The sequence below is a fragment of the Brevundimonas sp. NPDC092305 genome, from assembly GCF_044755415.1.
GTDB lineage: Bacteria > Pseudomonadota > Alphaproteobacteria > Caulobacterales > Caulobacteraceae > Brevundimonas.
Map to the genome: position 1 here is coordinate 260,919 of NZ_JBIVQY010000001.1, position 21,509 is coordinate 282,427.

The 21,509-nt window shown below is 67.7% G+C and carries 24 protein-coding genes; 10 read left to right on the top strand and 14 right to left on the bottom strand.

The window, feature by feature from the left end; all coding sequences use genetic code 11:
* Positions 1 to 11: 11 nt before the first annotated feature.
* Both argS and ACIQC9_RS01185 read right to left on the bottom strand, forming a co-directional pair.
* A complete protein-coding gene (gene argS, locus ACIQC9_RS01180; protein WP_400611785.1) occupies positions 12 to 1,814 on the bottom strand; it encodes an arginine--tRNA ligase in 1,803 nt (600 codons plus the stop codon).
* Positions 1,814 to 2,512 carry a Tat pathway signal sequence domain protein gene (locus tag ACIQC9_RS01185; RefSeq protein ID WP_400611786.1) on the bottom strand — a complete coding sequence of 233 codons (699 nt, stop codon included), beginning with the start codon at positions 2,510 to 2,512 and terminating at the stop codon, positions 1,814 to 1,816. The genes argS and ACIQC9_RS01185 overlap by 1 nt, the downstream gene beginning before the upstream one ends.
* A 153-nt stretch (positions 2,513 to 2,665) precedes the next feature.
* Between ACIQC9_RS01185 and ispH the strand changes: the two genes are divergently transcribed.
* From ispH to ACIQC9_RS01200, 3 genes are all read left to right on the top strand, one after another.
* A complete protein-coding gene (gene ispH / locus ACIQC9_RS01190) occupies positions 2,666 to 3,631 on the top strand; it encodes a 4-hydroxy-3-methylbut-2-enyl diphosphate reductase (protein WP_400615336.1) in 966 nt (321 codons plus the stop codon).
* Between the two features lie 54 nt (positions 3,632 to 3,685).
* The gene (locus tag ACIQC9_RS01195; RefSeq protein WP_400611787.1) at positions 3,686 to 4,576 is read left to right on the top strand and encodes a DUF4232 domain-containing protein; all 891 of its coding nucleotides are present in this window, start codon (positions 3,686 to 3,688) and stop codon (positions 4,574 to 4,576) included.
* A 64-nt stretch (positions 4,577 to 4,640) separates the two neighbouring features.
* Positions 4,641 to 5,831, top strand: coding sequence for a glycine C-acetyltransferase (locus ACIQC9_RS01200; protein ID WP_400611788.1), 1,191 nt, complete (start codon positions 4,641 to 4,643; stop codon positions 5,829 to 5,831).
* A gap of 9 nt (positions 5,832 to 5,840) precedes the next feature.
* Here ACIQC9_RS01200 and ACIQC9_RS01205 read toward each other — a convergent pair whose 3' ends face one another.
* Entirely contained in the window at positions 5,841 to 6,170 is a 330-nt protein-coding gene (locus tag ACIQC9_RS01205; protein WP_400611789.1) for a hypothetical protein, read from the bottom strand.
* Positions 6,171 to 6,532: 362 nt separating this feature from the next.
* Between ACIQC9_RS01205 and tdh the strand changes: the two genes are divergently transcribed.
* Positions 6,533 to 7,567 (top strand): L-threonine 3-dehydrogenase, encoded by a 1,035-nt coding sequence (gene tdh / locus ACIQC9_RS01210; protein ID WP_400615338.1) that lies wholly within the window; start codon positions 6,533 to 6,535, stop codon positions 7,565 to 7,567.
* Between the two features lie 6 nt (positions 7,568 to 7,573).
* Here the strand turns inward: tdh and ACIQC9_RS01215 are convergent, their stop codons facing one another.
* The 3 genes from ACIQC9_RS01215 to ACIQC9_RS01225 form a co-directional block, all read right to left on the bottom strand.
* On the bottom strand, positions 7,574 to 7,924 hold the full coding sequence (locus ACIQC9_RS01215; RefSeq protein ID WP_400611790.1) for a hypothetical protein: 351 nt from the start codon (positions 7,922 to 7,924) through the stop codon (positions 7,574 to 7,576).
* A gap of 99 nt (positions 7,925 to 8,023) precedes the next feature.
* Complete coding sequence (locus tag ACIQC9_RS01220; RefSeq protein ID WP_400611791.1) at positions 8,024 to 8,530, bottom strand: thermonuclease family protein; 507 nt, start codon at positions 8,528 to 8,530, stop codon at positions 8,024 to 8,026.
* Positions 8,531 to 8,605: 75 nt separating this feature from the next.
* Complete coding sequence (locus ACIQC9_RS01225) at positions 8,606 to 9,607, bottom strand: DNA topoisomerase IB (protein WP_400611792.1); 1,002 nt, start codon at positions 9,605 to 9,607, stop codon at positions 8,606 to 8,608.
* Between the two features lie 151 nt (positions 9,608 to 9,758).
* Here ACIQC9_RS01225 and rlmJ point away from each other — a divergent pair, with 151 nt between their 5' ends.
* A complete protein-coding gene (gene rlmJ / locus ACIQC9_RS01230) occupies positions 9,759 to 10,577 on the top strand; it encodes a 23S rRNA (adenine(2030)-N(6))-methyltransferase RlmJ (protein ID WP_400611793.1) in 819 nt (272 codons plus the stop codon).
* On the opposite strand, the gene ACIQC9_RS01235 is transcribed toward rlmJ, so the two are convergent.
* On the bottom strand, positions 10,574 to 10,873 hold the full coding sequence (locus tag ACIQC9_RS01235) for an antibiotic biosynthesis monooxygenase family protein (protein WP_400611794.1): 300 nt from the start codon (positions 10,871 to 10,873) through the stop codon (positions 10,574 to 10,576). The two genes, rlmJ and ACIQC9_RS01235, sit on opposite strands and share 4 nt — an antisense overlap.
* A gap of 98 nt (positions 10,874 to 10,971) precedes the next feature.
* On the opposite strand from ACIQC9_RS01235, the gene ACIQC9_RS01240 reads away from it, so the two are divergent.
* Entirely contained in the window at positions 10,972 to 13,476 is a 2,505-nt protein-coding gene (locus ACIQC9_RS01240; protein WP_400611795.1) for an ATP-binding protein, read from the top strand.
* A 49-nt stretch (positions 13,477 to 13,525) separates the two neighbouring features.
* A complete protein-coding gene (locus ACIQC9_RS01245; RefSeq protein WP_400611796.1) occupies positions 13,526 to 14,257 on the top strand; it encodes a type 1 glutamine amidotransferase in 732 nt (243 codons plus the stop codon).
* Here the strand turns inward: ACIQC9_RS01245 and hemF are convergent.
* Positions 14,254 to 15,123, bottom strand: coding sequence for an oxygen-dependent coproporphyrinogen oxidase (hemF, locus tag ACIQC9_RS01250; protein WP_400615339.1), 870 nt, complete (start codon positions 15,121 to 15,123; stop codon positions 14,254 to 14,256). The genes ACIQC9_RS01245 and hemF overlap by 4 nt on opposite strands.
* A 50-nt stretch (positions 15,124 to 15,173) precedes the next feature.
* On the opposite strand from hemF, the gene ACIQC9_RS01255 reads away from it, so the two are divergent.
* Positions 15,174 to 16,142 carry a DMT family transporter gene (locus ACIQC9_RS01255; protein ID WP_400611797.1) on the top strand — a complete coding sequence of 323 codons (969 nt, stop codon included), beginning with the start codon at positions 15,174 to 15,176 and terminating at the stop codon, positions 16,140 to 16,142.
* A 1-nt stretch (position 16,143) separates the two neighbouring features.
* Here ACIQC9_RS01255 and ACIQC9_RS01260 read toward each other — a convergent pair whose 3' ends face one another.
* From ACIQC9_RS01260 to ACIQC9_RS01270, 3 genes are all read right to left on the bottom strand, one after another.
* Positions 16,144 to 16,347: a cold-shock protein gene (locus ACIQC9_RS01260; protein ID WP_400611798.1), complete on the bottom strand. Its 204-nt coding sequence runs from the start codon at positions 16,345 to 16,347 to the stop codon at positions 16,144 to 16,146.
* 159 nt (positions 16,348 to 16,506) lie between these two features.
* The gene (locus tag ACIQC9_RS01265; protein ID WP_400611799.1) at positions 16,507 to 17,313 is read right to left on the bottom strand and encodes an extensin family protein; all 807 of its coding nucleotides are present in this window, start codon (positions 17,311 to 17,313) and stop codon (positions 16,507 to 16,509) included.
* 35 nt (positions 17,314 to 17,348) lie between these two features.
* On the bottom strand, positions 17,349 to 18,464 hold the full coding sequence (locus tag ACIQC9_RS01270; RefSeq protein WP_400611800.1) for a serine hydrolase domain-containing protein: 1,116 nt from the start codon (positions 18,462 to 18,464) through the stop codon (positions 17,349 to 17,351).
* Positions 18,465 to 18,620: 156 nt separating this feature from the next.
* Here ACIQC9_RS01270 and ppk2 point away from each other — a divergent pair, with 156 nt between their 5' ends.
* Complete coding sequence (gene ppk2, locus ACIQC9_RS01275) at positions 18,621 to 19,370, top strand: polyphosphate kinase 2 (protein WP_400611801.1); 750 nt, start codon at positions 18,621 to 18,623, stop codon at positions 19,368 to 19,370.
* Here ppk2 and gluQRS read toward each other — a convergent pair whose 3' ends face one another.
* From gluQRS to ACIQC9_RS01290, 3 genes are read right to left on the bottom strand one after another with little or no spacing between them, the layout of a single operon-like run.
* A complete protein-coding gene (gluQRS, locus tag ACIQC9_RS01280; RefSeq protein WP_400611802.1) occupies positions 19,371 to 20,219 on the bottom strand; it encodes a tRNA glutamyl-Q(34) synthetase GluQRS in 849 nt (282 codons plus the stop codon).
* Positions 20,220 to 20,221: 2 nt separating this feature from the next.
* Positions 20,222 to 20,506, bottom strand: a complete 285-nt coding sequence (locus ACIQC9_RS01285) for a type II toxin-antitoxin system RelE/ParE family toxin (RefSeq protein WP_400611803.1) — start codon at positions 20,504 to 20,506, stop codon at positions 20,222 to 20,224.
* Positions 20,503 to 20,751 (bottom strand): type II toxin-antitoxin system ParD family antitoxin, encoded by a 249-nt coding sequence (locus ACIQC9_RS01290; protein WP_400611804.1) that lies wholly within the window; start codon positions 20,749 to 20,751, stop codon positions 20,503 to 20,505. The genes ACIQC9_RS01285 and ACIQC9_RS01290 overlap by 4 nt, the downstream gene beginning before the upstream one ends.
* 94 nt (positions 20,752 to 20,845) lie before the next feature.
* Between ACIQC9_RS01290 and ACIQC9_RS01295 the strand changes: the two genes are divergently transcribed.
* Positions 20,846 to 21,508 carry a DNA-3-methyladenine glycosylase family protein gene (locus tag ACIQC9_RS01295; protein WP_400611805.1) on the top strand — a complete coding sequence of 221 codons (663 nt, stop codon included), beginning with the start codon at positions 20,846 to 20,848 and terminating at the stop codon, positions 21,506 to 21,508.
* Position 21,509 lies beyond the last annotated feature (1 nt).

A 21,509-nucleotide genomic window follows, 5' to 3' on the forward strand; every position in this document is an offset into this window, starting at 1 on the left:
GCCAGTCTAGCCTACATCCGCTCCGGCGTGTCGATGCCCAGCAGGGTCAGGGCGGTCTCCAGCTGATCCAGCGCCGCCTTCGAAAGGGCCAGACGCGATCCCTTGGTCGCCTCATCCGGCGCGACCAGCACGGGGCAGGCGGCGTAGAATTTCGAGAACGACTGGGCGAGGCGGTAGGCGTGCTCCGCCACGACGTGCGGCATCTTCTTGTCGTAGGCCTCGGTCACGGCCTGCGAGAAGGCGTCCAGCGTCAGGGCCAGATCGCGTTCGGCCGGTTCGGCGATGAGGATCGGGCCCGGCGTCACGCCCTGTTCGGCGGCGCGGCGCAGCAGGGATTTGATGCGGACGGCCTGATACAGCAGGTAGGGGCCGGTCTTGCCCTCGAAGCTCATGAAGCGGTCGAGGTCGAAGATGTAGCTGGTAGTCCGGCTGTTCGACAGGTCGGCGAACTTGAGGGCGGCGACGGCGACCTTCTGCGCGATGTCCTCGAATTGCTCAGGCGACAGGTCCTCGCCCAGCTTCGCCTCATGCAGGCGTTCGCGCGCCTTGTCGGTCGCCTGGGTGATCAGGTCGTGCAGCTTCAGCACGCCGCCCGCGCGGGTCTTGAAAGGCTTGCCGTCGGGCCCGTTCATGGTGCCGAAGCCGAGATGGTCCAGCTGGCCCTCCGCGGCGTAGCCGGCGAGGTACGCGCCCCGGAACACCTGTTCGAAATGCTCGGCCTGCCGTTCGTCGACGACGTAGAGGACGAGGTCGAAATCCTGATCGCGGCGGCGCTGCTTGATCGTGGCCAGATCGGTCGTGCCGTACATGGCCGAGCCCTCGGACGAGACGACCAGAAGCGGCGGCGGGCTGGGCGCCTCGATGACCGAGCCGTTGGGCAGCTTCTTCTTGCGGGTCTCGCCGGGGCGGGCGACGTGGATCACCTGTGCGCCGTCATCCTCGACCAGCAGGCCCTTCTCACGCAGTTCCTCGACCATGCCGGGGATCAGGGGATCGGCGTCTGATTCCCCGTTCCACAGGTCGAATGTGACGCCCAGTGCGCCGAACTCGCGTTGCAGCGCGCCCCGGCTGACGGTGACGAAGTGGGCCCACAGGGCGCGAAAGCCGGCGCGGCCGGCTTGCAGTTCGGCGGTCGCCTTGCGGGCGCGGTCGCGGAAGGCGGGGTCTTCCTTGGCGCGCGCGGCGGCGGTCGGATAGAGCCGCTCAAGGTCCTCGAGCGTGACCGGGCTTTCGGTCGGGAAGGGGCCGTCGCCGTCGGCCATGAAGGCGTCGGCGGTTCCTTCGTCGGCGAGCGCGACGATGAGCAGGCCCATCTGGAAGCCCCAGTCGCCGAAGTGGGCGTCGCCCCAGACCTGATCGCCGCGGAATCGGTACAGTCGCTTCAGGCTCTCGCCGATGATGGACGAGCGCAGGTGGCCGACGTGCATAGGTTTGGCCACGTTCGGGCCGGCGTAGTCGATGACGACCTTACGGGGGTCGGCGACGACGGCAGCACCCGCATGATCCGCGTCCTCCGCGACCTCGGCCGCCCGCTTCGCCAGCGCGGCGTCGGAGACCTTCAGATTGATGAAGCCGGGCCCGGCGATCTCGACCGACGACAGACGCGGGTCGCCCTCAAGCCGCGCGGCGACCTTGCCCGCCAGCTCGCGCGGATTGGCCTTCAGCGCCTTGGCGGCGGCAAGAGCGCCGTTGGACTGGAAATCGGCCAGATCGGGCCGGTCGGACGCGGTTACGCGCGCCAGCGACGGGTCCACGCCTTCGGCGGCGAAGGCGGCGGCGGCCGCTTCGCCCAGTTCGGTCCTCAGATCGGTCATTACTGCGCGGGGGGCTGGGCCGGGGCAGCGGCCGGGGCGGTGGTGCCGGCGTTGACGCGGAAGCGGCTGCCGGACGTGTTGAACGCGGCCATCTCGGGCGTCACGTCGAAGCCGACCAGGATTTCGAAGTTGTCGCCGCTGGTGGTGGCTTCAGCGCGCGGTATCACGATGGTCTGGTCTTGCGTCACCATCGTCGTGCGGGCGCCGTCGAAGGTCACCGGCAGGTCGAAATATTCCTTGGCCAGCACGGCCTTGTTCCGCTCGGTCACGGCGATCCAGTAGCGATAGGTGCGCTGGTCGCCCTGGGCCAGCGGGCCGCGGCCGAGGTTGAACAGGACGCGGGTCTGGACGGTGATGGGATCGTCGGACTGGTAGGCGCAGTCCGAGGTCAGGCCTTCGATCTCGCCGGTGAAGCCCACGTTCTGGGCGTTGACCCGGTCGCCGGTCAGTTCGACGTAGCGCGCGGCGTCGTACAGGATCTTCACATAGGGGCAGGGGCCGGCGTTGGCGCGACGGCGCAGCGGCGCGAAACGGGGCGCGCGCTCGCGTTCGTTCGCCTGACTGCCGTCGGCGTTCTCGCCCCGGCCGGACGGGTCCTGACGTCGCTGCTGTGACTGCGCCTCGGCGTCGCCGGCGAAGGCCGCCATCGACAGGGCGGCGAGGGCCGAGGCCAGGGAAACCGTGAGGACGCGACGCATCGAGAGGCTCTTCCAGAAGACAGGGGTGCGCGACGCCAGCCCGACGCCGCGCGAACGCTCGCCGCTGATAGCGGCTAAAGCGAGGCGCGGCAAACCGGCATTCCGCGCGCGGACGTGTGGCGGCGGACGGCCGGAACGACTAGATTGCGCGCGATGACGATCCACCAGCCCATCGCGCCGCGCCGGCCCCTGAAAGTGCGCCTCGCCACGCCGCGCGGCTTCTGCGCCGGGGTCGACCGCGCCATCCAGATCGTCGAGCGTGCGCTGGAGAAGTATGGCGCCCCCGTCTATGTGCGCCACGAGATCGTGCACAATCGCCATGTGGTCGAACGCTTGCGGGCCGCGGGCGCGGTTTTCGTCAAGGAACTGGACGACTGTCCGGACGACCGGCCGGTGGTGTTTTCGGCCCACGGCGTGCCCAAGTCGGTGCCCGCGACGGCACGGGCGCGGGAGATGCTGTTCCTCGACGCCACCTGCCCGCTGGTGTCCAAGGTCCATGTGGAGGCGGAGCGTCATCACGCGGCGGGCCGCCACATCCTTCTGATCGGCCACGCCGGCCACCCCGAGGTCGTCGGCACGATGGGCCAGCTGCCGCAAGGCGCGATCAGCCTGATCGAGACGATCGAGGACGCCGAGGTGTTCGAGCGGCCGGGCGACACGCCTCTCGCCTACGCCACCCAGACGACGCTGTCGGTCGACGACACCGCCGGCATTCTGGCGGCCCTGAAGCGCCGATTTCCGGAGCTGCCGGACCCGCACAAGGAAGACATCTGCTACGCGACGACCAACCGACAGGAAGCGGTCAAGCGGCTGGGCGAAGGCTGCGATCTGGTGCTGGTGGTCGGGTCCAAGAACTCGTCCAACTCGGTGCGTCTGGTCGAGGTGGCCCTGCGCGCCGGAGCTCGCGACGCCCGTCTGGTGGACGACGCCGGGCAGGTGGACTGGAGCTGGTTCGACGGCGTTTCGACGCTGGGCATCACTGCCGGGGCCTCTGCGCCCGAGCAGTTGATCGAGGATCTGGTCGACGCCGTTCGCGCCCGCTTTGACGCCGAGGTGGTGGAGGACGACGGCGCGCGCGAGACCGTGACCTTCAAGCTGCCGCGCGTCCTGACGGCCTGACCGCGAACCTTCGCCGTATCCCGGCGTTGAGGAAGGATGTCGCGGGAGTGAGTCATGAGCCGTCGTCTTCAGGTCATCGTTGCGAGCACCCTGGCCCTCGCCGCCTGCAATCGGCCGGCGGAGGCGCCGCCCCAACCTGAGCCAACGCCGGCGCCGGCTGTTCAGGCCAGTTATACGTGCGAAAGCGGGGCGATTATCGCCGTGGCCTATCCCAACGCCACTACGGCGGAAGTCGCCTACAAGGGCCGCACCCAGCGGCTCGACGCCCTGACCACTGCGTCCGGCGCGCGCTACGCCGGGACCGAGCTGGAATGGCGCACGGCGGTCCGGAATGGCGAAGAGACGGCGGTGCTGGCCCGCGTGCCGGAGAATCTTGAGGCCGACCCGGTGGTGCTGCAACGTTGCAGCCGCCCCGCGCCCGACGTCGCCCCCGCCAAACCGGAGCCCGCTCCGTTGCCGGCCGCCGCCGCTAACGCCGTCAACCCGCCGTGCAAGGGGCCCCAGCTGCGCCTTTCGGCCGAAGGCGGGGACGCCGGAATGGGGCACCGCATCGCCATCGTCGGCGTCCAGAACCTCGGCGCGCAGGCGTGCAGCCTCACGGGCTATCCCAAGGTGACCCTGCAGGACCGGCAGGGGCGCGACCTGACCGCCATCCGCGCCGATCAGGCCCTCTGGTCCTACCTGCGCTCCGGTCAGTCGCCCCAGCCCGTCGAGCTTGCGCCGCAGGGCAAGGCCTTCTTCGATGTAGCCTGGACCGTCGTGCCGCATGAAGGCGAGGGCGAGCGCGTCTGCCCTTCCGCGACCCGCATCCGCGTGATCGCGCCGGGAGATACCGCTCCGCTGTTACTGGATCAGGCGCTGACGCCCTGCGGCGGTCGCATGGACGTGACGCCGTTCCGGTCGGAGGCCGAGCCGAAGGTCGCGGCGCCCGAACCTGTGGCTTGATGACGGGATCGGGCCACGATGACGGGGGTTCAAACGCGGGCGAAAACCGCGTAGCGGAGCGCCCATGACAGCGACATTTCATGACCGCGTCTCCGCGGAACTCGCCGACATCGACGCCCAGGGCCTGACAAAGCCCGAACGGGTCATTGCCTCCCGGCAGGGCCCGGTGATCAAGGTCGGCGGGCGCGAGGTGCTGAACTTCTGCGCCAACAACTACCTCGGTCTCGCCGGAGACGAGCGCGTCGTGCAGGCGGGGATCAGAGCGCAACAGACGTGGGGCGCGGGCACGGCCTCGGTTCGCTTCATCTGCGGCACGCTGGAAATCCACAAGGAGCTGGAGCGTGGGATCGCCGACTATCTCGGCTTCGAGGACGCCATCCTGTTCGCCGCCGCCTTCGACGCCAACGGCGGCCTCTTTGAGCCGCTGTTCGGGGCCGAGGACGCGATCATCTCGGACAGCCTGAACCATGCGTCGATCATCGACGGCGTGCGGCTGTGCAAGGCGAAGCGGTACCGGTTCGCAAACTCGGACATGGCCGATCTGGAAGCCCAGCTGAAGCAGGCCCGGGCCGACGGCGCGCGCGACATCATCATCGCCACCGACGGCGCCTTCTCGATGGACGGCTATGTCGCGAAACTGGATCAGGTGCGGGCGCTGGCGGACCAGTATGACGCCCTGATCATGGTCGACGATTGCCACGTCACCGGCTTCATGGGCGAGCGGGGCCGGGGCTCCTTCTCGCATTGCGGGGTCAAGGTCGATTTTGTGACCGGCACCTTCGGCAAGGCGCTGGGCGGGGCTATGGGCGGCTTTATCTGCGCCACCGGACCCGTTGTGCAACTGCTGAAGCAGCGGGCGCGGCCGTACCTGTTCTCCAACGCCCTGTCGCCGGCCGTCTGCGGCTCATCGCTGGAGGCCATCCGCATCGCCTCGGGCGAAGAGGGCGACGCCCTGCGGACGCAGCTGTTCGCCAATGCCCGCCGCTTCCGCACCGCCATGACGGAGGCCGGCTTCAACCTGCTGCCGGGCGAGCATCCGATCATTCCGGTCATGCTGGGCGACGCCAGGCTGGCGCAGGACTTCGCGGCGCGGGCGCTGGAGCTGGGCGTCTACGTCATTGGCTTCAGCTTCCCTGTGGTGCCGCGCGGTCAGGCGCGCATCCGCACCCAGATGTCTGCGGCGCACACCTTTGAACAGATCGATCAAGCGGTCGCTGCGTTCACGACCGCCGGCAAGGAGCTGGGCGTTATCTGACACGCGACGTCAGTCGGCCGCGACCATCTCCTCAAGATAGTCGGGCGCTTCGCCCGTGGGGCACCGGCGGAAACTCATTGCCGTCTCGCCCTGCTCCACAAGCGTGAAAGACTGCGGGTCGGGGATGCGGATCGTCTGCGCCGCCGTAGTGCGCTGACCGCTGTAGGTGTCCTCGCAGGACTGGTCTACGCGGTAGGCCTCTCCATCGCTGGAGCGGACCGTCGAACGACACGCGCGCGTCGCCGAGCCGCTGATGCCGCGCCCGTCGAAGACGCGGAAGCCTGCATTGGCGGGGCTGGCGCATGATGAGCCGGTCAGTACATAGACCCCCGGTATCAACGGCAGTCCGTCCGTCGATGCGGGCTGTGATGGCGCGGGTTTGGATAATGGTGGAGCAGCCTCGGCGGGCGGTGTCGGGGCGGTGGCCGCTACATGTTCCTCAGACGGCCGACCTTCCGCTGTCTCGCTCGCCTCTCCGCTATTCTCGCAGGCCGCCAAAAGCACGGCGACGCACAGCAGGGCGAGGGGCCGTGGGAAGTCAGGAGATGGGGGCTGCGCCATGGGGCGTTAACCCTCGACGGCGGTGCCGGTTCACCCCCATCACGGAAGGTGACGCTTGAGGTCTGGCCGTAGTGCGCTATGCCGTGCGCCAACGAACGGCGGGACACCCGCCTCGACGGGAGCGAACGATGACCGACACGATGAAGGCCCTGGCCAAGACGAAACCCGCCGAAGGGCTGGAGCTGATCGACGCGCCGATCCCGACGCCGGGCGACGAGGACGTCCTGATCAAGGTTCACAAGACCGCCGTCTGCGGGACCGACATCCACATCTGGAACTGGGACGAGTGGTCTCGGAAGAACGTCCCCGTGCCGATGATCACCGGCCACGAGTTCTCGGGCGAGATCGTCCAGATCGGCAAGGATGTGGATCGCCGCCTGAAGGTCGGCCAGCGCGTCTCGGCCGAGGGGCATGTCATCGACCTGAACTCCGAAGCCGCCCGCGCCGGGCACTTTCACCTCGACCCGGATACCCGCGGCATCGGCGTGAACCGTCAGGGCGCCTTCGCGGAATACGTCGTGGCGCCGGCCTTCAACGTCATCGAGCTGCCGGACGACGTACCCTATGAGATCGGCTCGATCCTCGATCCGTTCGGCAACGCCGTGCACACGGCCCAGCAGTTCGACCTGCTTGGCGAAGACGTGCTGGTCACCGGCGCAGGGCCGATCGGCATGATGGCCGCCGCCGTGGCCCGTCACGCGGGCGCGCGCACCGTCGTTCTGACGGACATCAACGACTTCCGTCTGGAGTTGGCCCAGAAGGTCGCGCCGGGCGTTCGGACGGTGAACACCACGAAGGAAGACCTCAAGGACGTCATGCACGAGCTGGGCCTGAAGGTCGGCTTCGACGTGGCGCTGGAGATGTCGGGCTCGCCGATCGCTTTCAAACAATGCGTCGACACGCTGATCATGGGCGGCGGCATGGCGCTGCTGGGCATTCCATCGAAGCCGATGGAAACGGACTGGGGTGCGATCATCCTCAAGGCCCTGACTATCAAGGGCGTCTACGGGCGCGAGATGTTCACGACCTGGCGCAAGATGCTGGGTCTGCTGAAGGCCGGGCTGGACCTGCAGCCGCTGATCACCCACCAGCTGCCGTATCAGGACTTCGAGAAGGGCTTCGAGGTCATGAAGGCCGGCAAGTCTGGCAAGGTCGTGCTGGACTGGGCCGCCTGACCGGGATCAGGCGGGCGCGACTTCGCGTCCGCCGGTCGCCCGGAACAGGATCACCGCGAACATCAGAATGCCCAGCCCGGTCAGCAGCTCGCCGGCCAGAAGCAGGGGCAGCAGGGCCTCATTGCCCAGCAGCATGGCCGACAGGCCGGTCATCATCAGGATAAAGCCGAGCGTGAAGACGGCCAGCTGGATCCACGCCAGCCGCCCCGCCGCCTGTGGCAGCAGCCGGTAGAAGAAGCCCATCAACATCATCGACGCCCAGCCGACCAGATTGATGTGCGCGTGGATCGGCCGGAGCGTGAAGTCCTCGTTCGCGCCCATCCACATGCCCAGACCGACCCCGACGATCAGAGCCACGACGCCAAGGCGCAAAAATGCGTTTGAAACACCCATCGACAATCCCCCCGATTGCGTGAACGACCGGCGTTATCTCTCAGATGCCGTCGGAAGTCGAGGTCAGCTGGCCCAAGCGCCGGTCTGGTCGGCGCGGGCGGCGATCTCGGCGTTGTGGTACATCGGACCATCCGCCATGGCGTGACCTCCCCGGATCAGGGCGCCGCCGATGTCCACGCCGTCCACGGAACAGGTGAACGTCCCTGCGTCGGCCTCAAGGCAGGTGACGGTGCGGTCGGCGATCATACGGTGCAGGGCGCGGCGAGCTTCGACCCCACACTCCACGTCTCCGCAGGTCTGGGTCAGGTCGAAGGCGTTGACGCCGGAGAGGCGAACCTCGACGCCCTCAATCCAGAGCCGGTCTCCATCGACAACGCGTGCGGGGCCGATCAGGTCTGGCGCGACGGTTTCCACCGAGGCGGCCGGCAGAGGTGCGGCCATGGCGGGGACGGGAGGCGAAAGGGTCAGACGCAGGGCGATCAGGGCGACGACGGCGATAACGCCCACGACGACGGCCTGCGTCCGGCGGCTGATATCCAGCCGGAAAGCTTCGCGCGGAAATGGAAGCACGTGCGCCATCCCCGCACTGTGCACGCTGATATCTGAATGATCCGTGTGCGGACGCGGTCAGGTTCGCGTCAGGTTTCAGGCCAGCTGCCGGATCAGCGCCTTCTCGAAGCCGGCCGTTTCGGCGCCCGGCAGGGCCGCCCTCAGCTTGCCAGCCTCGAACAGTTCGAACACCGCCGGATGGACGTAGGAGGCGCGGCATACCGTCGGCGTATTGCCGAGCAGGCCGGAGACCGCCTTCACGCAAACGGTGATCTTTCGCTTCGCATCGGTGGCGGAGGTCGGCTCGTCCATTTCGCGCAGCGCCCGCGCCGCCGAGACCGTGCCGGCCCAGGTGCGGAAATCCTTGGCCGAGAACTGATCGCCCATCGCCTCGCGGATGTAGGCGTTCACATCGTCCGAGGTGATGGGGCACAGATCCCCGTCGGCCGTGCGGTATTTGAAGAGTTGCTGACCGGGCAACTCACGAAGGCTGCGCACAAGGGTCGCCAGCCGGCGGTCGCGCACCTTGACCTCATGATCCTTGCCGCTCTTGCCGCGAAAGGCGAAGGTCAGGGCCGCCCCGTCCACTTCGAGGTGCCGCTTGTTCAGCGTGGTCAGGCCGTAGGAGCGGTTCTGTTTTGCGTACTCGGCATTGCCGACCCGGATCAGCGTCAGCTCCAGCAACCTCACCGCCGTCGCCAGCACCTTCTCTTTCGACGCTCCCCTTTTGGCGAGGTCGGCCTCGACCTTGCGACGGAGCTTCGGCAAAGCACGGGCGAAGGCGGGCAGGCGTTCGAACTTGGTCTCCGACGCGTGGCTGCTCCAGTCGTTGTGATAGCGGTACTGCTTGCGGCCCTTCACATCGCGGCCGGTGGCCTGGATATGGCCTGAGGCGCGCGGACAGATCCAGACGTCGGTCCACGCCGGCGGGATGGCCAGCATGCGGATGCGGTCCAGCACCTTCTCATCGCAGATCAGGTCGCCGTGCTGGTCGTGATAGGTGAAGCCAGACCTGGCCGCCGTTCGCTTCAGACCCGGCCGCTCGTCGCTGCACCATGTCAGGCCCTTGGGAATGTCGGAGAGTGAAGCGTCGCTCAAGCGCCGGCGTCGCGGAGGGTCATCCGCAACCTTTCGTTCCATTTGTCGTGAAAGACCAATTCGGCGCTCCTGTCGGGATTGGGCAACGGCGCCGCCGCCACGCAGGTTCCACGGGCTTGACCGACGCGTCGCGCACCGCGACACGACCCTCATGAACTATCGCCACAGCTTCCACGCGGGAAACTTCGCCGATCTGGTCAAACACGCCCTTCTGCTGTGGCTGCTGGAGCGACGACAGGCGGCCGGACCGGTGACGGTGATCGACACTCACGCGGGCGCCGGCGTTTATGACCTGACCGGCGATGCGACGCGGTCGCGTGAAGCCGAGGCCGGCATCGCGCGGCTGATGAGCGCCGCGGAACGGCCACCGCTTATCGAGGCGCTGGCGGAAGAGGTCGGGACCTTGAACCCGCGGGGTGCAACCACCCTCTATCCGGGGTCGCCGCTGCTGGCCGCGGGCCGGTTGAGAGCTGAGGACCGCTATGTCGGCTACGAACTGAACCCGCCGGTGCTGGACCTGCTGACCGAAGCGCTGGCGCCCTTCGCCGGCGCAGCGGCGCGCGGCGGCGACGGCTTCGATCAGGCGGCGGTCGAGGCGAGGAAGACGCCGGGCGCACTGGTGCTGATCGATCCGCCATTCGAACGCCCGGACGATTACATCCGCGCCGCAGACGTCGGGGCCGCCGTCGCGCGTCAGGACGCCCGCGCCACGGTCGCCATCTGGACGCCGTTGAAGGACATGGAAACGTTCGACGGCTTCCTGCGCCGCCTGTCGCAATCGGGCGTGAACGGCGCACTGGTGGCCGAGGCGCGGCTGCGGCCGTTGGCCAATCCGATGAAGATGAACGGCTGCACGATGGTGGTGCTGAACCCGCCTGCGGGCGCGGAGGCCGCAGCGAGTGAAATCTGCGGCTGGGTCGCGAACACGCTGGGCGACGCCGGCGCCCGGGCCGAGGTCTGGACGACCTAGTCGATAACCTCGCCGGGCTCGTAGAGGTGCGGCTCGAAGGTGGCGATGGCCATGATCGGCTCCATCGCCTCAACCACCGACGGATGGCGGGCCATCGCCTTCCACTCGTCCCGCGACCCCCAGACGGCATGCACTGCCGCGACCTTGCCGTTCAGGCCCCGGTGCAGCGTGGCCGAAATGAAGCCGTCCAGATCTTTCTGGGCGCGGACCATGACCGCGAGATGTTCCATCAGCAGCGCCTGCCGCTCTGGTTCGCATCGATAGACGTTAATCAGGACGACGGGATCTTCGGACATGCGCGGCCCTGTAGCGCATCCGTATGACGCCGTCTCGCGCGTGCTAAGCCTTGTTCAACATCTCTGGGGTAACGACGAATGCTCAAGTTGGGCTTTGCATGTCGTTGTTACGTTTCGTCCTTACGGGTCTGGCGGCCCTTGTGATGCTCATCGCCGCCCCGGTGAGTGCGGCCCCGCCGGTTCACAATCCCGCCGCCGCCGCGCCTTCGTCGGCCGAAGCCGTGCAATTGGCGCGCTTCGTCGAGCAGCGCGCCGCCGCGACCAGCTTCGCCGACCTACGCGCCTTCGGTGAGGCCGCCATGGTCCGCAAGGATCGCGAGGGGCTGAACCGGCTCTATCACGTGACCTGGACCGTCCTGAACCAGGGCGACTTCGCGGACTCCGCCATCTGGAACCAGCGGCTGGCGGAGGGCGCCGCACGGCAGGGCGACAAGCGTTATGCCGATATCGCGCGCCTGAACACCCTGACCATTCGCTACGATCAGGGCGAGGTCGCCGTCGCCCGCGACATGCGTACCTATCTGGGCGATGACCACGACTGGTTCGTGCGCGCCCACGCCGCCCGTCTGGTGGCCCTGTCCCTGATGGATCAGGGCCGTGTCGGCGAGGGTCTGCAGATGCTCACCCGGGCGCAGGCCGACATTCCCGCCGTCGATCCCTACGCCGCCACGGCGCGCGCCGGCATCTGGGAAGTCGTCGGCATGGGACTGAAGGATCTGGACGACATCGAGGGCGCGACCGCCGCCTTCCGCAAGTTCGAGATCGACTATTCCAACCCCGCCTATCCGCGCCCCGACTTCGACAGTCTGTACAATCTGACCAAGATGTCCGTGCGGGTCGGCGATCTGGAACACGCCCAGGCGTTCTGGACCGCTCACCACCGATCGGCGAGGCGGTCGGATCTACCGTCGCTCAAGGTCTATGACAGCAGCCTGTGCGCCATGGTGGCGGACGCCCGGTCCATGCCGGGCGCGGTGTTGGCTTGCCTTGCGCCGTTCGGCGAGGACTTTGGCGACGCGGCGTTTCTGGCCATGGACATCCTGCCGCTGCGGGCGATCGCGCGGGCACAGACCGGCGACCTCGCGGGCGCCCGTCGCGATCTGACCGCCTATCGCGCCTTGGCCGGAAATGTCGGTCAGGCTTCGGACGTGGCTCATGTCGAGGCGGAAATTCTGTTCGCCGAAGGTCGCGCAAGCGAGGCTTACCGCCTTCTGCGGTCTCACATGCGTGAGGAGCAGATCGCGGACGCCCGCGGGTTCAGCTCGGGCATCCATCAGGTCACCGGCGACATGCAGCAGCAGCTGGACCAGCGCCGCGCCCAGCTGGAGACCGCCCGCGCCAACACCCGCCTGCAGGGCGCGATCATGGGCATCGGGGTGATTTTCCTGCTGTGCGCCGGCAGCGTCGTCTGGTGGCAGATGCGGCAGGGCCGGCGGCTGAAGCTCGCCCAGCGCAAGGCCGAGGAGGCGAACCGGGCCAAGAGCGAGTTCCTCGCCAATATGAGTCACGAAATCCGCACGCCCCTGAACGGCGTGGTGTCGATGGCGGATGCATTGGCGCGCCGGGATCTGGCGCCGCAGGAGCATGAGATGATCGAGCTGATCCGGTCCTCCAGTGCGACGCTGGAGCGGCTGCTTTCCGACATTCTGGACAGCGCCAAGATCGAGGCGGGGCAGGTCAGTCTGGAGCCGACGGTCTTTGTGCTGCGTCAGGCGGTGAACGACATCGGCGCCCTGTGGCGCGCCCGGGCCGACGACAAGGGCGTCGATCTGGTCGTAGACATGGACGCCGCACTGGACGGCGCCGTCGAAGGCGACGCAATCCGCCTGCGTCAGGTGCTGGCCAATCTGATCAGCAATGCGCTGAAGTTCACCAGTAAGGGTTCGGTCAGCCTGATCGTGCGCGCGGTCGGCGACGACCGCGTTCGCTTCGAGGTGCGCGATACGGGCGTCGGCTTCGACGAGGATCAGCGCAAGCGCATCTTCCAGCGCTTCCAGCAGGCCGACGGCTCGATCACCCGTCGCTACGGCGGCACCGGACTGGGGCTCGCCATCTCCCAGGCGCTGGTCACCCTGATGGGCGGTGAACTGGACTGCGAGAGCGCGCCGGGGACCGGGTCGGTCTTCTTCTTCGACATCCCACTCCCGCGCACGGACGCGGCGGTGGCGGAGATCGAGAGCGCGGACGTGGCCGAGGTCGAGGACCGGCCGCTGCGGATTCTGCTTGCCGACGACCACCCCGCCAACCGCAAGGTGGTCGAGATCATGCTTGGCGCTACGGACATGGAGCTGGAAGCCGTCGAGGACGGTCTGCAGGCCCTGAACGCCTTCAGGGGCGGTGGTTATGACGTCGTGCTGATGGACATGCAGATGCCGGTGATGGACGGCCTGACCGCCACCCACTCGATCCGCGCGCACGAGGCCGAGCATGATCTGGCCCGCACGCCGATCATCATGCTGACCGCCAACGCCCTGACCGAACATGTCGAGCAGGGGCGCGCCGCAGGGGCGGACGGGCACCTGTCCAAGCCGATCACACTGGCGACGTTGATGGCGGCGATCGGCCGGGTCCTGTCTGCGGACACGGACCTCGAGGCGGCCTGAACGCTTTTCCATGGTGGCCTTGACCCCTATGTCGGGGAGAGGAGACCGCATGACCCGCATCGCCATCCTTGAGACCGGCCGCCCGCCAGAGGCGTTGCGCGACGCCTTCGACGACTATCCGGCGCGGTTTCGGGCGCTGCTCGGCGAGGGCGTGGCGACGGTCCGGTTCGATGTGCAGGAGGGCCAGCTGCCGGCCGACGCCGCATCCTTCGCAGGCGTGATCGTGACCGGCTCGGCGGCGGGGGTCTATGACGACCTGCCGTGGATCAGACCTCTGACGGACTGGCTGAAGGCGGCGCGCGGGCGGACGCGACTGATCGGCATCTGCTTCGGCCACCAGATCATGGCCCATGCCTTTGGCGCGCGGGTCGAGAAGTCCGACAAGGGCTGGGGCGTGGGTCTGCACACCTACGATGTCGTGTCCGAAGAGACGTGGATGCATCCGCGCGCGCGGACGGTTTCGATCCCCGTTTCCCATCAGGATCAGGTGCTGGACGTTCCTTCGGACGCCCGCGTCATCGCCTGCAGCGCCTTCACCCCCTATGCCGGTCTGGCGTGGGGCGACGACGCGATGAGCTTCCAATGTCATCCGGAGTTCCAGCCCGCCTACGCCGCCGCGCTGGTCGAGGGGCGGCGGGGAAAGCGCATTCCGGACACGCTGGCCGATCAGGCCATCGACAGCCTGCGCCGGCCCAATGATCGCGATCTGATGGCCGTCTGGATTCGCCGCTTCCTCGGGCTGATCCCGCCGCCGGATGAAGCCGCGGGCTCAGGCATCTAGGGCCACTTCACGACCGGCGGCATGGAGCTGAGGATCGAGTCGACGTTGCCGCCGGTCTTCAGCCCGAACATCGTGCCCCGGTCGTAGAGCAGATTGAACTCGACATATCGGCCGCGCCGCACCAGTTGCTCCTCACGCTCTTCCGCTGTCCATGGCTCGGCCATCCGGCGAGCGACGATGTCGGAATAGACGCGCAGGAAGGCCTCCCCTACGTCGCGGGTGAACGCGAAGTCGCGGGTGTAGTCGCCGCTGTCGTGGTGGTCGTAGAAGATGCCGCCGGTCCCGCGCGGCTCGTTGCGGTGGGGCAGGAAGAAATACTCGTCGCACCAGGCCTTGAACTTCGCGTGCCAGTCCGGATCGTGGGCGTCGCAGGCGGCCTTCATGGCGGCGTGGAAATCGACGGTGTCCGGGGCGTCCTGCCGACGGTCGACATCCAGCACGGGCGTCAGGTCGCCGCCGCCGCCAAACCAGCTGCGGGTCGTCGAGATGAAGCGGGTGTTCATATGCACCGCCGGCACGCGCGGACTGACCGGATGGCAGATCAGGCTGATGCCGGTGGCGTGGAAGCGCGGATCTTCTGCCGCGCCGGGCACCGACTTGGCGTAGTCGGTCGGGAAGGCGCCGTGGACGGTGGAGACGTGCACCCCGACCTTTTCGAACAGCCGGCCGTGCATCATGCCCATGACCCCGCCGCCGCCCTCGGGCCGCGTCCATGGCGTGCGGACGAAGCGGCCGGGTTCGCCGGGAAACAGGTCGGCGGGGGCCGCGTCCTCAAGCGCCTCGAAACCGGCGTGGATGCGGTCGCGCAGGGTCTCGAACCAGGCCCGGGTCTCAGCCTGCTTCAGGGCAAGGGGATCGGTGGTCACATCGCTCATGCGGCTCCTCTAATCCCTCGGCGCGTAGGCGAGAAGCGCCGATGACGCCGCGGGGTGATGCGGCCTATACCGGCGTCATGCCGACCTCGCGTCTGACCGCACTGCTTGTTCTCGTCGCCGCCGCCAGTGTGCTGGGTCTCGCGCCCATACTGGTGCGCCTGACCGAGACGGGACCGGCGGCGGCGGGGCTGTGGCGGCTGATGTTCGCCCTGCCGCTGCTCACCATCCTCGCCGCTCGCTCGGGCGCCGCAGGGGAGGGCGGTTTCGGCCATCCCAGTCCCTGGATGCTGCTGGCGGGTCTGTTCTTCGCGCTCGACATGAGCTTCTGGCACTACGGGCTGGTCCTGACCTCGGTCGCCAACGCTACGGTGCTGTGCAATCTGACGCCTGTGGTGGTCACCGGTTTCGCGTGGTTGGTGCTGAAAGAGCGGCCGCGCAACCTGTTCCTGCTGGCGCTCGTGCTGGCGATGGCGGGCGCCGCCGCGATGGCGTTAGGGGCGTCGAGCGAGGGCGCGGCGCGGGACCGGACCCTGCTGGGGGATATGCTCTCCCTTTCGGTGACGGTCTGGTACGCCAGCTATTTCCTCGCCATCCAGCGCGCCCGCCGGGCGGCGACGGCGCAGAAGGTGATGCTGTGGTCCACGGCGGCCGGCATTCCGCTGATGCTGCTGGCCGCCCTGATCATGCGCGAGCAGATCGTTCCGCTGGGCGCGGCAGGGTGGGCTGCCTGCATCGGACTGGGACTGGTGCATGTGGCCGGACAGGGCGGCGTGGCCTGGGCGCTGGGCCGGCTGCCGGCCGCGCTGACGGCCGTGACCATTCTCGTTCAGCCAGTCGTGGCGGGCCTGTTGGGCTGGCGCATCTTCGGCGAGACGCTGACGCCGATCCAGTTGGCCGGCGGCGCGGTGGTGCTGGCCGCCGTCGTTCTGGCCCAGTGGTCCTCCAGACGCAAAACGGGCGCGGAAGCCGAAGCCGCCGCGCCCGTCGTATCCGCGAAGGCGGACCTTTAGGTCAGAGAACCTTCAGGTCGACCGCCGACGTCTTGCCGCGCTGGGATTCCAGCTCGTATTCGACCTTGGCGTTTTCATCGAGGCCTTGGAGGCCTGCCTTTTGAACAGCGGTGATGTGGACGAAAACGTCCTGACCGCCGCCATCAGGCTGGATGAAGCCGAAACCCTTGGTCGGGTTGAACCACTTGACCGTGCCGGTCGCCATAATGCGTCTCCGTAAACGCGCTTTCCAGGCGGACGCCCCGACGGGGTCATCCGTCAGCCCATCTGGACAAGCTCGTTCATCGAACCAGCGAGCACGGGGGTGGAGACCGCGCGAAATCCGGACTGCGGGACGAAGTTCTCCACCGCAAAGCCGGACCGGTCAACCCGCTTTCGCCTCCAGCCTCCGGCGCTCCTCGGGCGAAGGTCCCATGGCGCAGAGGCTGTGGGGCGCGCCATCCAGATGCAGGTGGTTGGCGTGGGCGGCGTTGTAGTCCGGCGTCAGCACCGTCGAGAACAGCCGGCAGGCGCCGTCCCGCACCTGTCGCAGGAAGATGGCGGCCGGGGCGCCGCCGGGCCCTTGACCATCCCAATCGTCCAGCACGGATATGGTTCTGCCGTCCTTCAGGGTGACCGATCCGACATCCAGCGCATTGGCCCGGGCATGCTCGCTGGGCCGGTCCGCGCTCTCGGTCGAGCCATAGATGCGCCGGCAGGAATAGGTGCCGTAGCTCTGCACCGACGCAAGCTCCGATCCCATGGCCTGGGCTGCCGGTCGCAGCACCTGTCGGTCCCAGATCACATATCGCAACGCGAGCGGGCATTGCATGGGGCTGTCGGCCGGTGCGATGGGCGTAACGTCCCCTCCGGCGATGCGGACCGCGCCCTGAACGATGCAGAAGCCGCCGTCATTCAGGTCTTCGGCGCGCTGGACCTCGACCCCGGCCTCCCGCAGGCGACGCATGCAGTCATCGGTCCTGACCTCGACAACCTCGGGCCTCTCGGCGCGCGAGAGCTCGAACTTGCTGATGCGCGCTTCGGTCGCGGCGCCGATCGGATGACGGATGTCCAGCGGCGTCCACGGCAGGTCCTGGGGCGGAGCCAGCCCGTCGATCAGGGCGAACACGGCGCAGGCGCCCAGCGCCACGCTGACGCCGCCACTCCAGAGATCAGCGATTTCGCGGCTCATTCATACGGTAAAGCCTGGAGCCGCGATCCGCTCCCTCAGGCGGCGTAGAGCGTCATCAGACTCCGGGCCAGCGCCTGATTGGCCGGGCCGCCCTTGCTGCGCTCGTTGGCGATGCACAGCACGGCCAGTCCCTTGTCGGGCGCGACCTGAGCGATCGCGTGCCACATGGTGTTGGAGCCCTCGTGCCCGAGTGTGGCCCCGAGCGCCGGATCGGCTCGTACTCCCCAGCCATAGGCGTACGGCGGCGGCGCGCCCTCGGGCGGCGTCGTCAGATACGCCAAGGCTTCGGGCCGGATCAGGCCGCCGCCCTGGGTCAGATAGAGGTGCAGGAACCTCGCATAGTCGGCGACGGTCATATGCATGCGTCCCGCCGGCCCGAAGACCGGCGGGTTATCGGCGCCGCGCGCCGGGTCGACCGCGCCCATGGTCTCGCCCATCAGGCGGTGGCCCCACGGCTGATCCCCCTGCGGCGCCCCATGACCGACAGACGCCATGCCCAGCGGATCGAACACCTCGGCCTTGATGGCGTCTTCCCAAGGGCGATCGATCAGCCGCTCGATGACGGCGCCGGCCAGAACGTAGTTGGCGTTGGAATAGCTGAAGGTTCCCCGCGTTCCCGTCGGGGTCTTGTCCAGCACCATTGCGGTGAAGTCGATGCGCTGCTGACGCGTCGGGCGCTGGTCCTGATGCCCGGCGATCAGGACCTCGCGCGTCATCACATCGCGATCCGAAATCCCCGAGCGATGGCACAGCAGGTCGTCGATGGTCACGGGCTGGAGCGCGGGATCGATAGTCAGATCCGGGAAAACCTCGGCCAGTGTCGCGCCCCACTTCCCCCGGCCCTGCTCGACCAGTCGGGCATAGAGCACGGCCGTCATCGCCTTGCCGTTGGACCCGAGGTGCCAGAGATGATCCAGCGTCGCCGGCTCGCTGCCGCCGGAGCGGCGGACACCCCGCACGCCGGACCAGATCACGCCGTCCCGCCCAACGACGGCGGCGACCATGGCGGGCGGTGCGTGCTGCGTGAACTCGGCGTCGAGCGCTGCATTCGCCTGATCCGACGGCGCCTCCCGGGCGAGGGCGGGAAAGGCGGCGGCGACAGGCGCGAGCGCGAGCCCGCCCAGCAGGGCGCGGCGGTTGGTGATCAGCATCGAACATCCCCTGTTTGTCTTCATCGTCCTAGCCGCAGCACGCCATCCGAACACGTGAGTTCGTGGTCAGGATCAGGGCCGCATCTGGTCTTGCCTGAAACAGTCCTGCAACACAGCAGCATTGCCGTCCGGGCGTCTCGCGAGCACGATGGCCGGATGAGCAAGAAATCCGACGCCTATGACGACGCGCTCGAACAGTTGCAGATCCTGCTGGTCGAGACCCAGGCCTGGACCATCGACGAAGGCCGCAAGACCCTGATCGTGTTCGAGGGTCGCGACAGCGCGGGCAAGGATGGGGCGATCAAGCGCATCACCGAATACGCCTCGCCGCGCCAGACCCGCGTCGTCGCCCTGCCCAAGCCGACCGAGCGCGAGACCAGCCAGTGGTATTTCCAGCGTTATGCGCCGCATCTGCCGGCGGGCGGCGAGACGGTGATTTTCAACCGCTCTTGGTACAATCGCGCCGGCGTCGAGCCCGTGATGGGGTTCTGCACCCCTGCGCAGCATGAGCAGTTCCTCCGGGACGCCCCGCGCTTCGAACAGATGCTGGCCGAGAACGGCGTCAACATCATCAAGCTGTGGCTGGATATCTCCAAGAAGGAGCAGGCGAAGCGGCTGGAGGAGCGGGTCGAGGATCCCCTGAAGCGGTTCAAGGTGTCGTCGCTGGACTCCGAGGCCCAGTCCCGCTGGGATGCCTATTCCGGCGCCCGTGACCGCATGCTGGACGAGACCGACCACAAGGCCGCGCCGTGGATGGTGGTCGCTACCGACGACAAGAAGACGGCCCGGCTGAACATCATGCGCCACATCCTGCGCACGATCGGCGGGCCCGGCGCGAGGGCCGACAAGCCGGATGGCGACGTGGTCTTCGCCGCGTCAAAGGCGAGCGGCCGGCTGTTCCGCTGATCAGAAGCCCAGCTCTGCCCGCAGGGTCCTCGGGTCCAGTCCGCCTTGCCGTAGCTCCGCGAGCGTGACCGACCGGTCGCGCTTGGCGTAGCGCCGGCCATCCTCGCCGGTCAGCAGGCGGTGATGGCGATAGACGGGCGTCTGCCAGCCCATCAGCGCCTGCAGCAGCACCTGAATATGCGTGGCCTCGAACAGATCCTGTCCCCGGATGACATGGGTGATCCGTTGCAGGGCGTCGTCGTGGGCGACCGCCAGATGGTAGGCCGTGCCCGCATCCTTGCGGGCCAGCACCACGTCGCCGGCTGTTTCCGGACGCGCCGGGATCAGGCCGCGTTCTCCGTCAGGGCCTTCGCCCTCCTCGACGAAGGCGAGTGCATTCCACGCCCTTTCGCCCAGCAGATCGCGCGCGCGGTCCAGTGAAAGCCGCCACGCAAAGGGTCGTCCCTCGGCCAGCAGTTGCGCCTCCTCGTCGGCCGGATGGGGACCCGGCCGGGCGGCCTCGACCGGTCCGTGGGGCGCATCGCCGATGGCGTCCATGATCTCCTTGCGGGTCCGGAAGCATCGGTACATCAGCCCCCGGCGCTCCAGCGTATCGACCACCGTCGCATAGTCGGGAAGATGCTCCGACTGCCGCCGGACCGGCGTCTCCCAGTCCAGTCCGAGCCAGCCGAGATCTTCGAGAATGCGGGCGTCGAACCCGGGCCGGCAACGCGTCGGGTCGATGTCCTCGATGCGGAGAATGAATCGCCCGCCCGCCGCCTTGGCCGCATGCCATGCCGTCAGGGCCGAGAAGGCGTGACCCCTGTGCAGGCGGCCGGTCGGGGAGGGGGCGAAGCGGGTGGCGAACATCGTCAGGGTTCGCCCAGAATGACTTCCCAGTCGCGAGCGGTGTGGATGATGCGAATGATCTGAACCTCGGCGGAAATACGATAGAAAATGAGGTAGTTGCCGACCGGTCTTTTTCTAAGTCCGATCCGTGGATTCTCGCCATATCGATGCGCGAGGGTGGACAGTTCGGCGCAAGCCTTGCGCAGGCGCGAAATGAACTTCAGCGCGTCGCCCGGACTGTCCTGTGCGATCCAGTCGCCGATTGCGATCAGATCAAGCCGAGCCGGCGCCGTCAGGACAACCCTCATTCCTGAGGCGAGCCATACCGCTGAGCGAGTTCGTCGAAGACGTCGTCGATATCAAGTAGTTCGCCGCGGTCTGCTGCATCTATGCCTTCCTGCAGCTTCATCATGAGTTCGGCCAGTCGAGCTTCGCGCTCCTGAACAAGCCGGACCCCGGCGCGCAAGACTTCGCTCTTCGACCCGTAACGGCCATTAGCTACAAGATCGGCGACGATCGGCTCGAGAGCCCCAAGTTCTACGGTCATGGTCATGATATAATAATAGATGTTATCGGCCGGATGACAACGGCCGAATGCCGCTGTTTGGGTGGTTCTGGGTGGGCGCATTACCGGATACCCTGGCGCGATGCAGACACCCTATTGGTTCGACGACATCGAGGCCGCGCGTCGTACGGTGGTCGGGATCGATCCTCGGCTCGCCCGCGCCCACGCCCAGACGCCCGCCTTCGAGTGGCGGCGGCGGATCGGCGGGTTCGAGGGACTGTTTCACATGATCGTCGATCAACAGGTCTCGCTGGCGTCGGCCGTGGCGATCTGGGCGCGGGTGGAGGCGGGACTGGGCGGCGAGGTGACGCCGGAGCGCACGCTGGCGACGCCGATCGAGGCGTTGCGCAGCATGGGGCTGTCGATCCAGAAGGCGACATATGGCCATGAGATCGCCCGCGCCCATGTTGAGGGCCGTATCGACTTCGACCATCTTGAGCGGCTGTCGGACGAGGAGGCGACCGCGCGGCTGGTGGCCATCAAGGGCGTCGGTCGATGGACGGCGGAGACCTTCCTGATGTTCGCCGAGGGGCGGCGGGATGTCTTCCCCGCCGGAGACATCGCCCTGCAGGAGGCCATGCGCTGGGCGGACGGGTCGCCGACGCGGCCGAAGGAGCGGGACGCCTATCTGCGGTCGGAAGCATGGAAGCCGCACCGCAGCGTGGCGGCGCATCTGCTGTGGGGCTGGTATGGCGCGGTGAAGCGGGGCGAGGCGACTCTGGAGGATGCGCTCATCTCCCGCTAGG

Excerpts from the sequence above, each read along its gene's own strand:
- ACIQC9_RS01270 (WP_400611800.1), bottom strand. The coding sequence starts at position 18,464 with ATGCTGATCACCAACCGCCGCGCCCTGCTGGGCGGGCTCGCGCTCGCG.
- ACIQC9_RS01240 (WP_400611795.1), top strand. The coding sequence starts at position 10,972 with ATGTCGTTGTTACGTTTCGTCCTTACGGGTCTGGCGGCCCTTGTGATG.
- tdh (WP_400615338.1), top strand. The coding sequence starts at position 6,533 with ATGAAGGCCCTGGCCAAGACGAAACCCGCCGAAGGGCTGGAGCTGATC.
- ACIQC9_RS01295 (WP_400611805.1), top strand. The coding sequence starts at position 20,846 with ATGCAGACACCCTATTGGTTCGACGACATCGAGGCCGCGCGTCGTACG.
- gluQRS (WP_400611802.1), bottom strand. The coding sequence starts at position 20,219 with ATGTTCGCCACCCGCTTCGCCCCCTCCCCGACCGGCCGCCTGCACAGG.
- rlmJ (WP_400611793.1), top strand. The coding sequence starts at position 9,759 with ATGAACTATCGCCACAGCTTCCACGCGGGAAACTTCGCCGATCTGGTC.
- ACIQC9_RS01285 (WP_400611803.1), bottom strand. The coding sequence starts at position 20,506 with ATGAGGGTTGTCCTGACGGCGCCGGCTCGGCTTGATCTGATCGCAATC.
- ACIQC9_RS01255 (WP_400611797.1), top strand. The coding sequence starts at position 15,174 with ATGACGCCGCGGGGTGATGCGGCCTATACCGGCGTCATGCCGACCTCG.
- ppk2 (WP_400611801.1), top strand. The coding sequence starts at position 18,621 with ATGAGCAAGAAATCCGACGCCTATGACGACGCGCTCGAACAGTTGCAG.
- ACIQC9_RS01290 (WP_400611804.1), bottom strand. The coding sequence starts at position 20,751 with ATGACCATGACCGTAGAACTTGGGGCTCTCGAGCCGATCGTCGCCGAT.
- ACIQC9_RS01245 (WP_400611796.1), top strand. The coding sequence starts at position 13,526 with ATGACCCGCATCGCCATCCTTGAGACCGGCCGCCCGCCAGAGGCGTTG.
- ispH (WP_400615336.1), top strand. The coding sequence starts at position 2,666 with ATGACGATCCACCAGCCCATCGCGCCGCGCCGGCCCCTGAAAGTGCGC.
- ACIQC9_RS01265 (WP_400611799.1), bottom strand. The coding sequence starts at position 17,313 with ATGAGCCGCGAAATCGCTGATCTCTGGAGTGGCGGCGTCAGCGTGGCG.
- ACIQC9_RS01260 (WP_400611798.1), bottom strand. The coding sequence starts at position 16,347 with ATGGCGACCGGCACGGTCAAGTGGTTCAACCCGACCAAGGGTTTCGGC.
- argS (WP_400611785.1), bottom strand. The coding sequence starts at position 1,814 with ATGACCGATCTGAGGACCGAACTGGGCGAAGCGGCCGCCGCCGCCTTC.
- ACIQC9_RS01200 (WP_400611788.1), top strand. The coding sequence starts at position 4,641 with ATGACAGCGACATTTCATGACCGCGTCTCCGCGGAACTCGCCGACATC.
- ACIQC9_RS01235 (WP_400611794.1), bottom strand. The coding sequence starts at position 10,873 with ATGTCCGAAGATCCCGTCGTCCTGATTAACGTCTATCGATGCGAACCA.
- ACIQC9_RS01185 (WP_400611786.1), bottom strand. The coding sequence starts at position 2,512 with ATGCGTCGCGTCCTCACGGTTTCCCTGGCCTCGGCCCTCGCCGCCCTG.
- ACIQC9_RS01195 (WP_400611787.1), top strand. The coding sequence starts at position 3,686 with ATGAGCCGTCGTCTTCAGGTCATCGTTGCGAGCACCCTGGCCCTCGCC.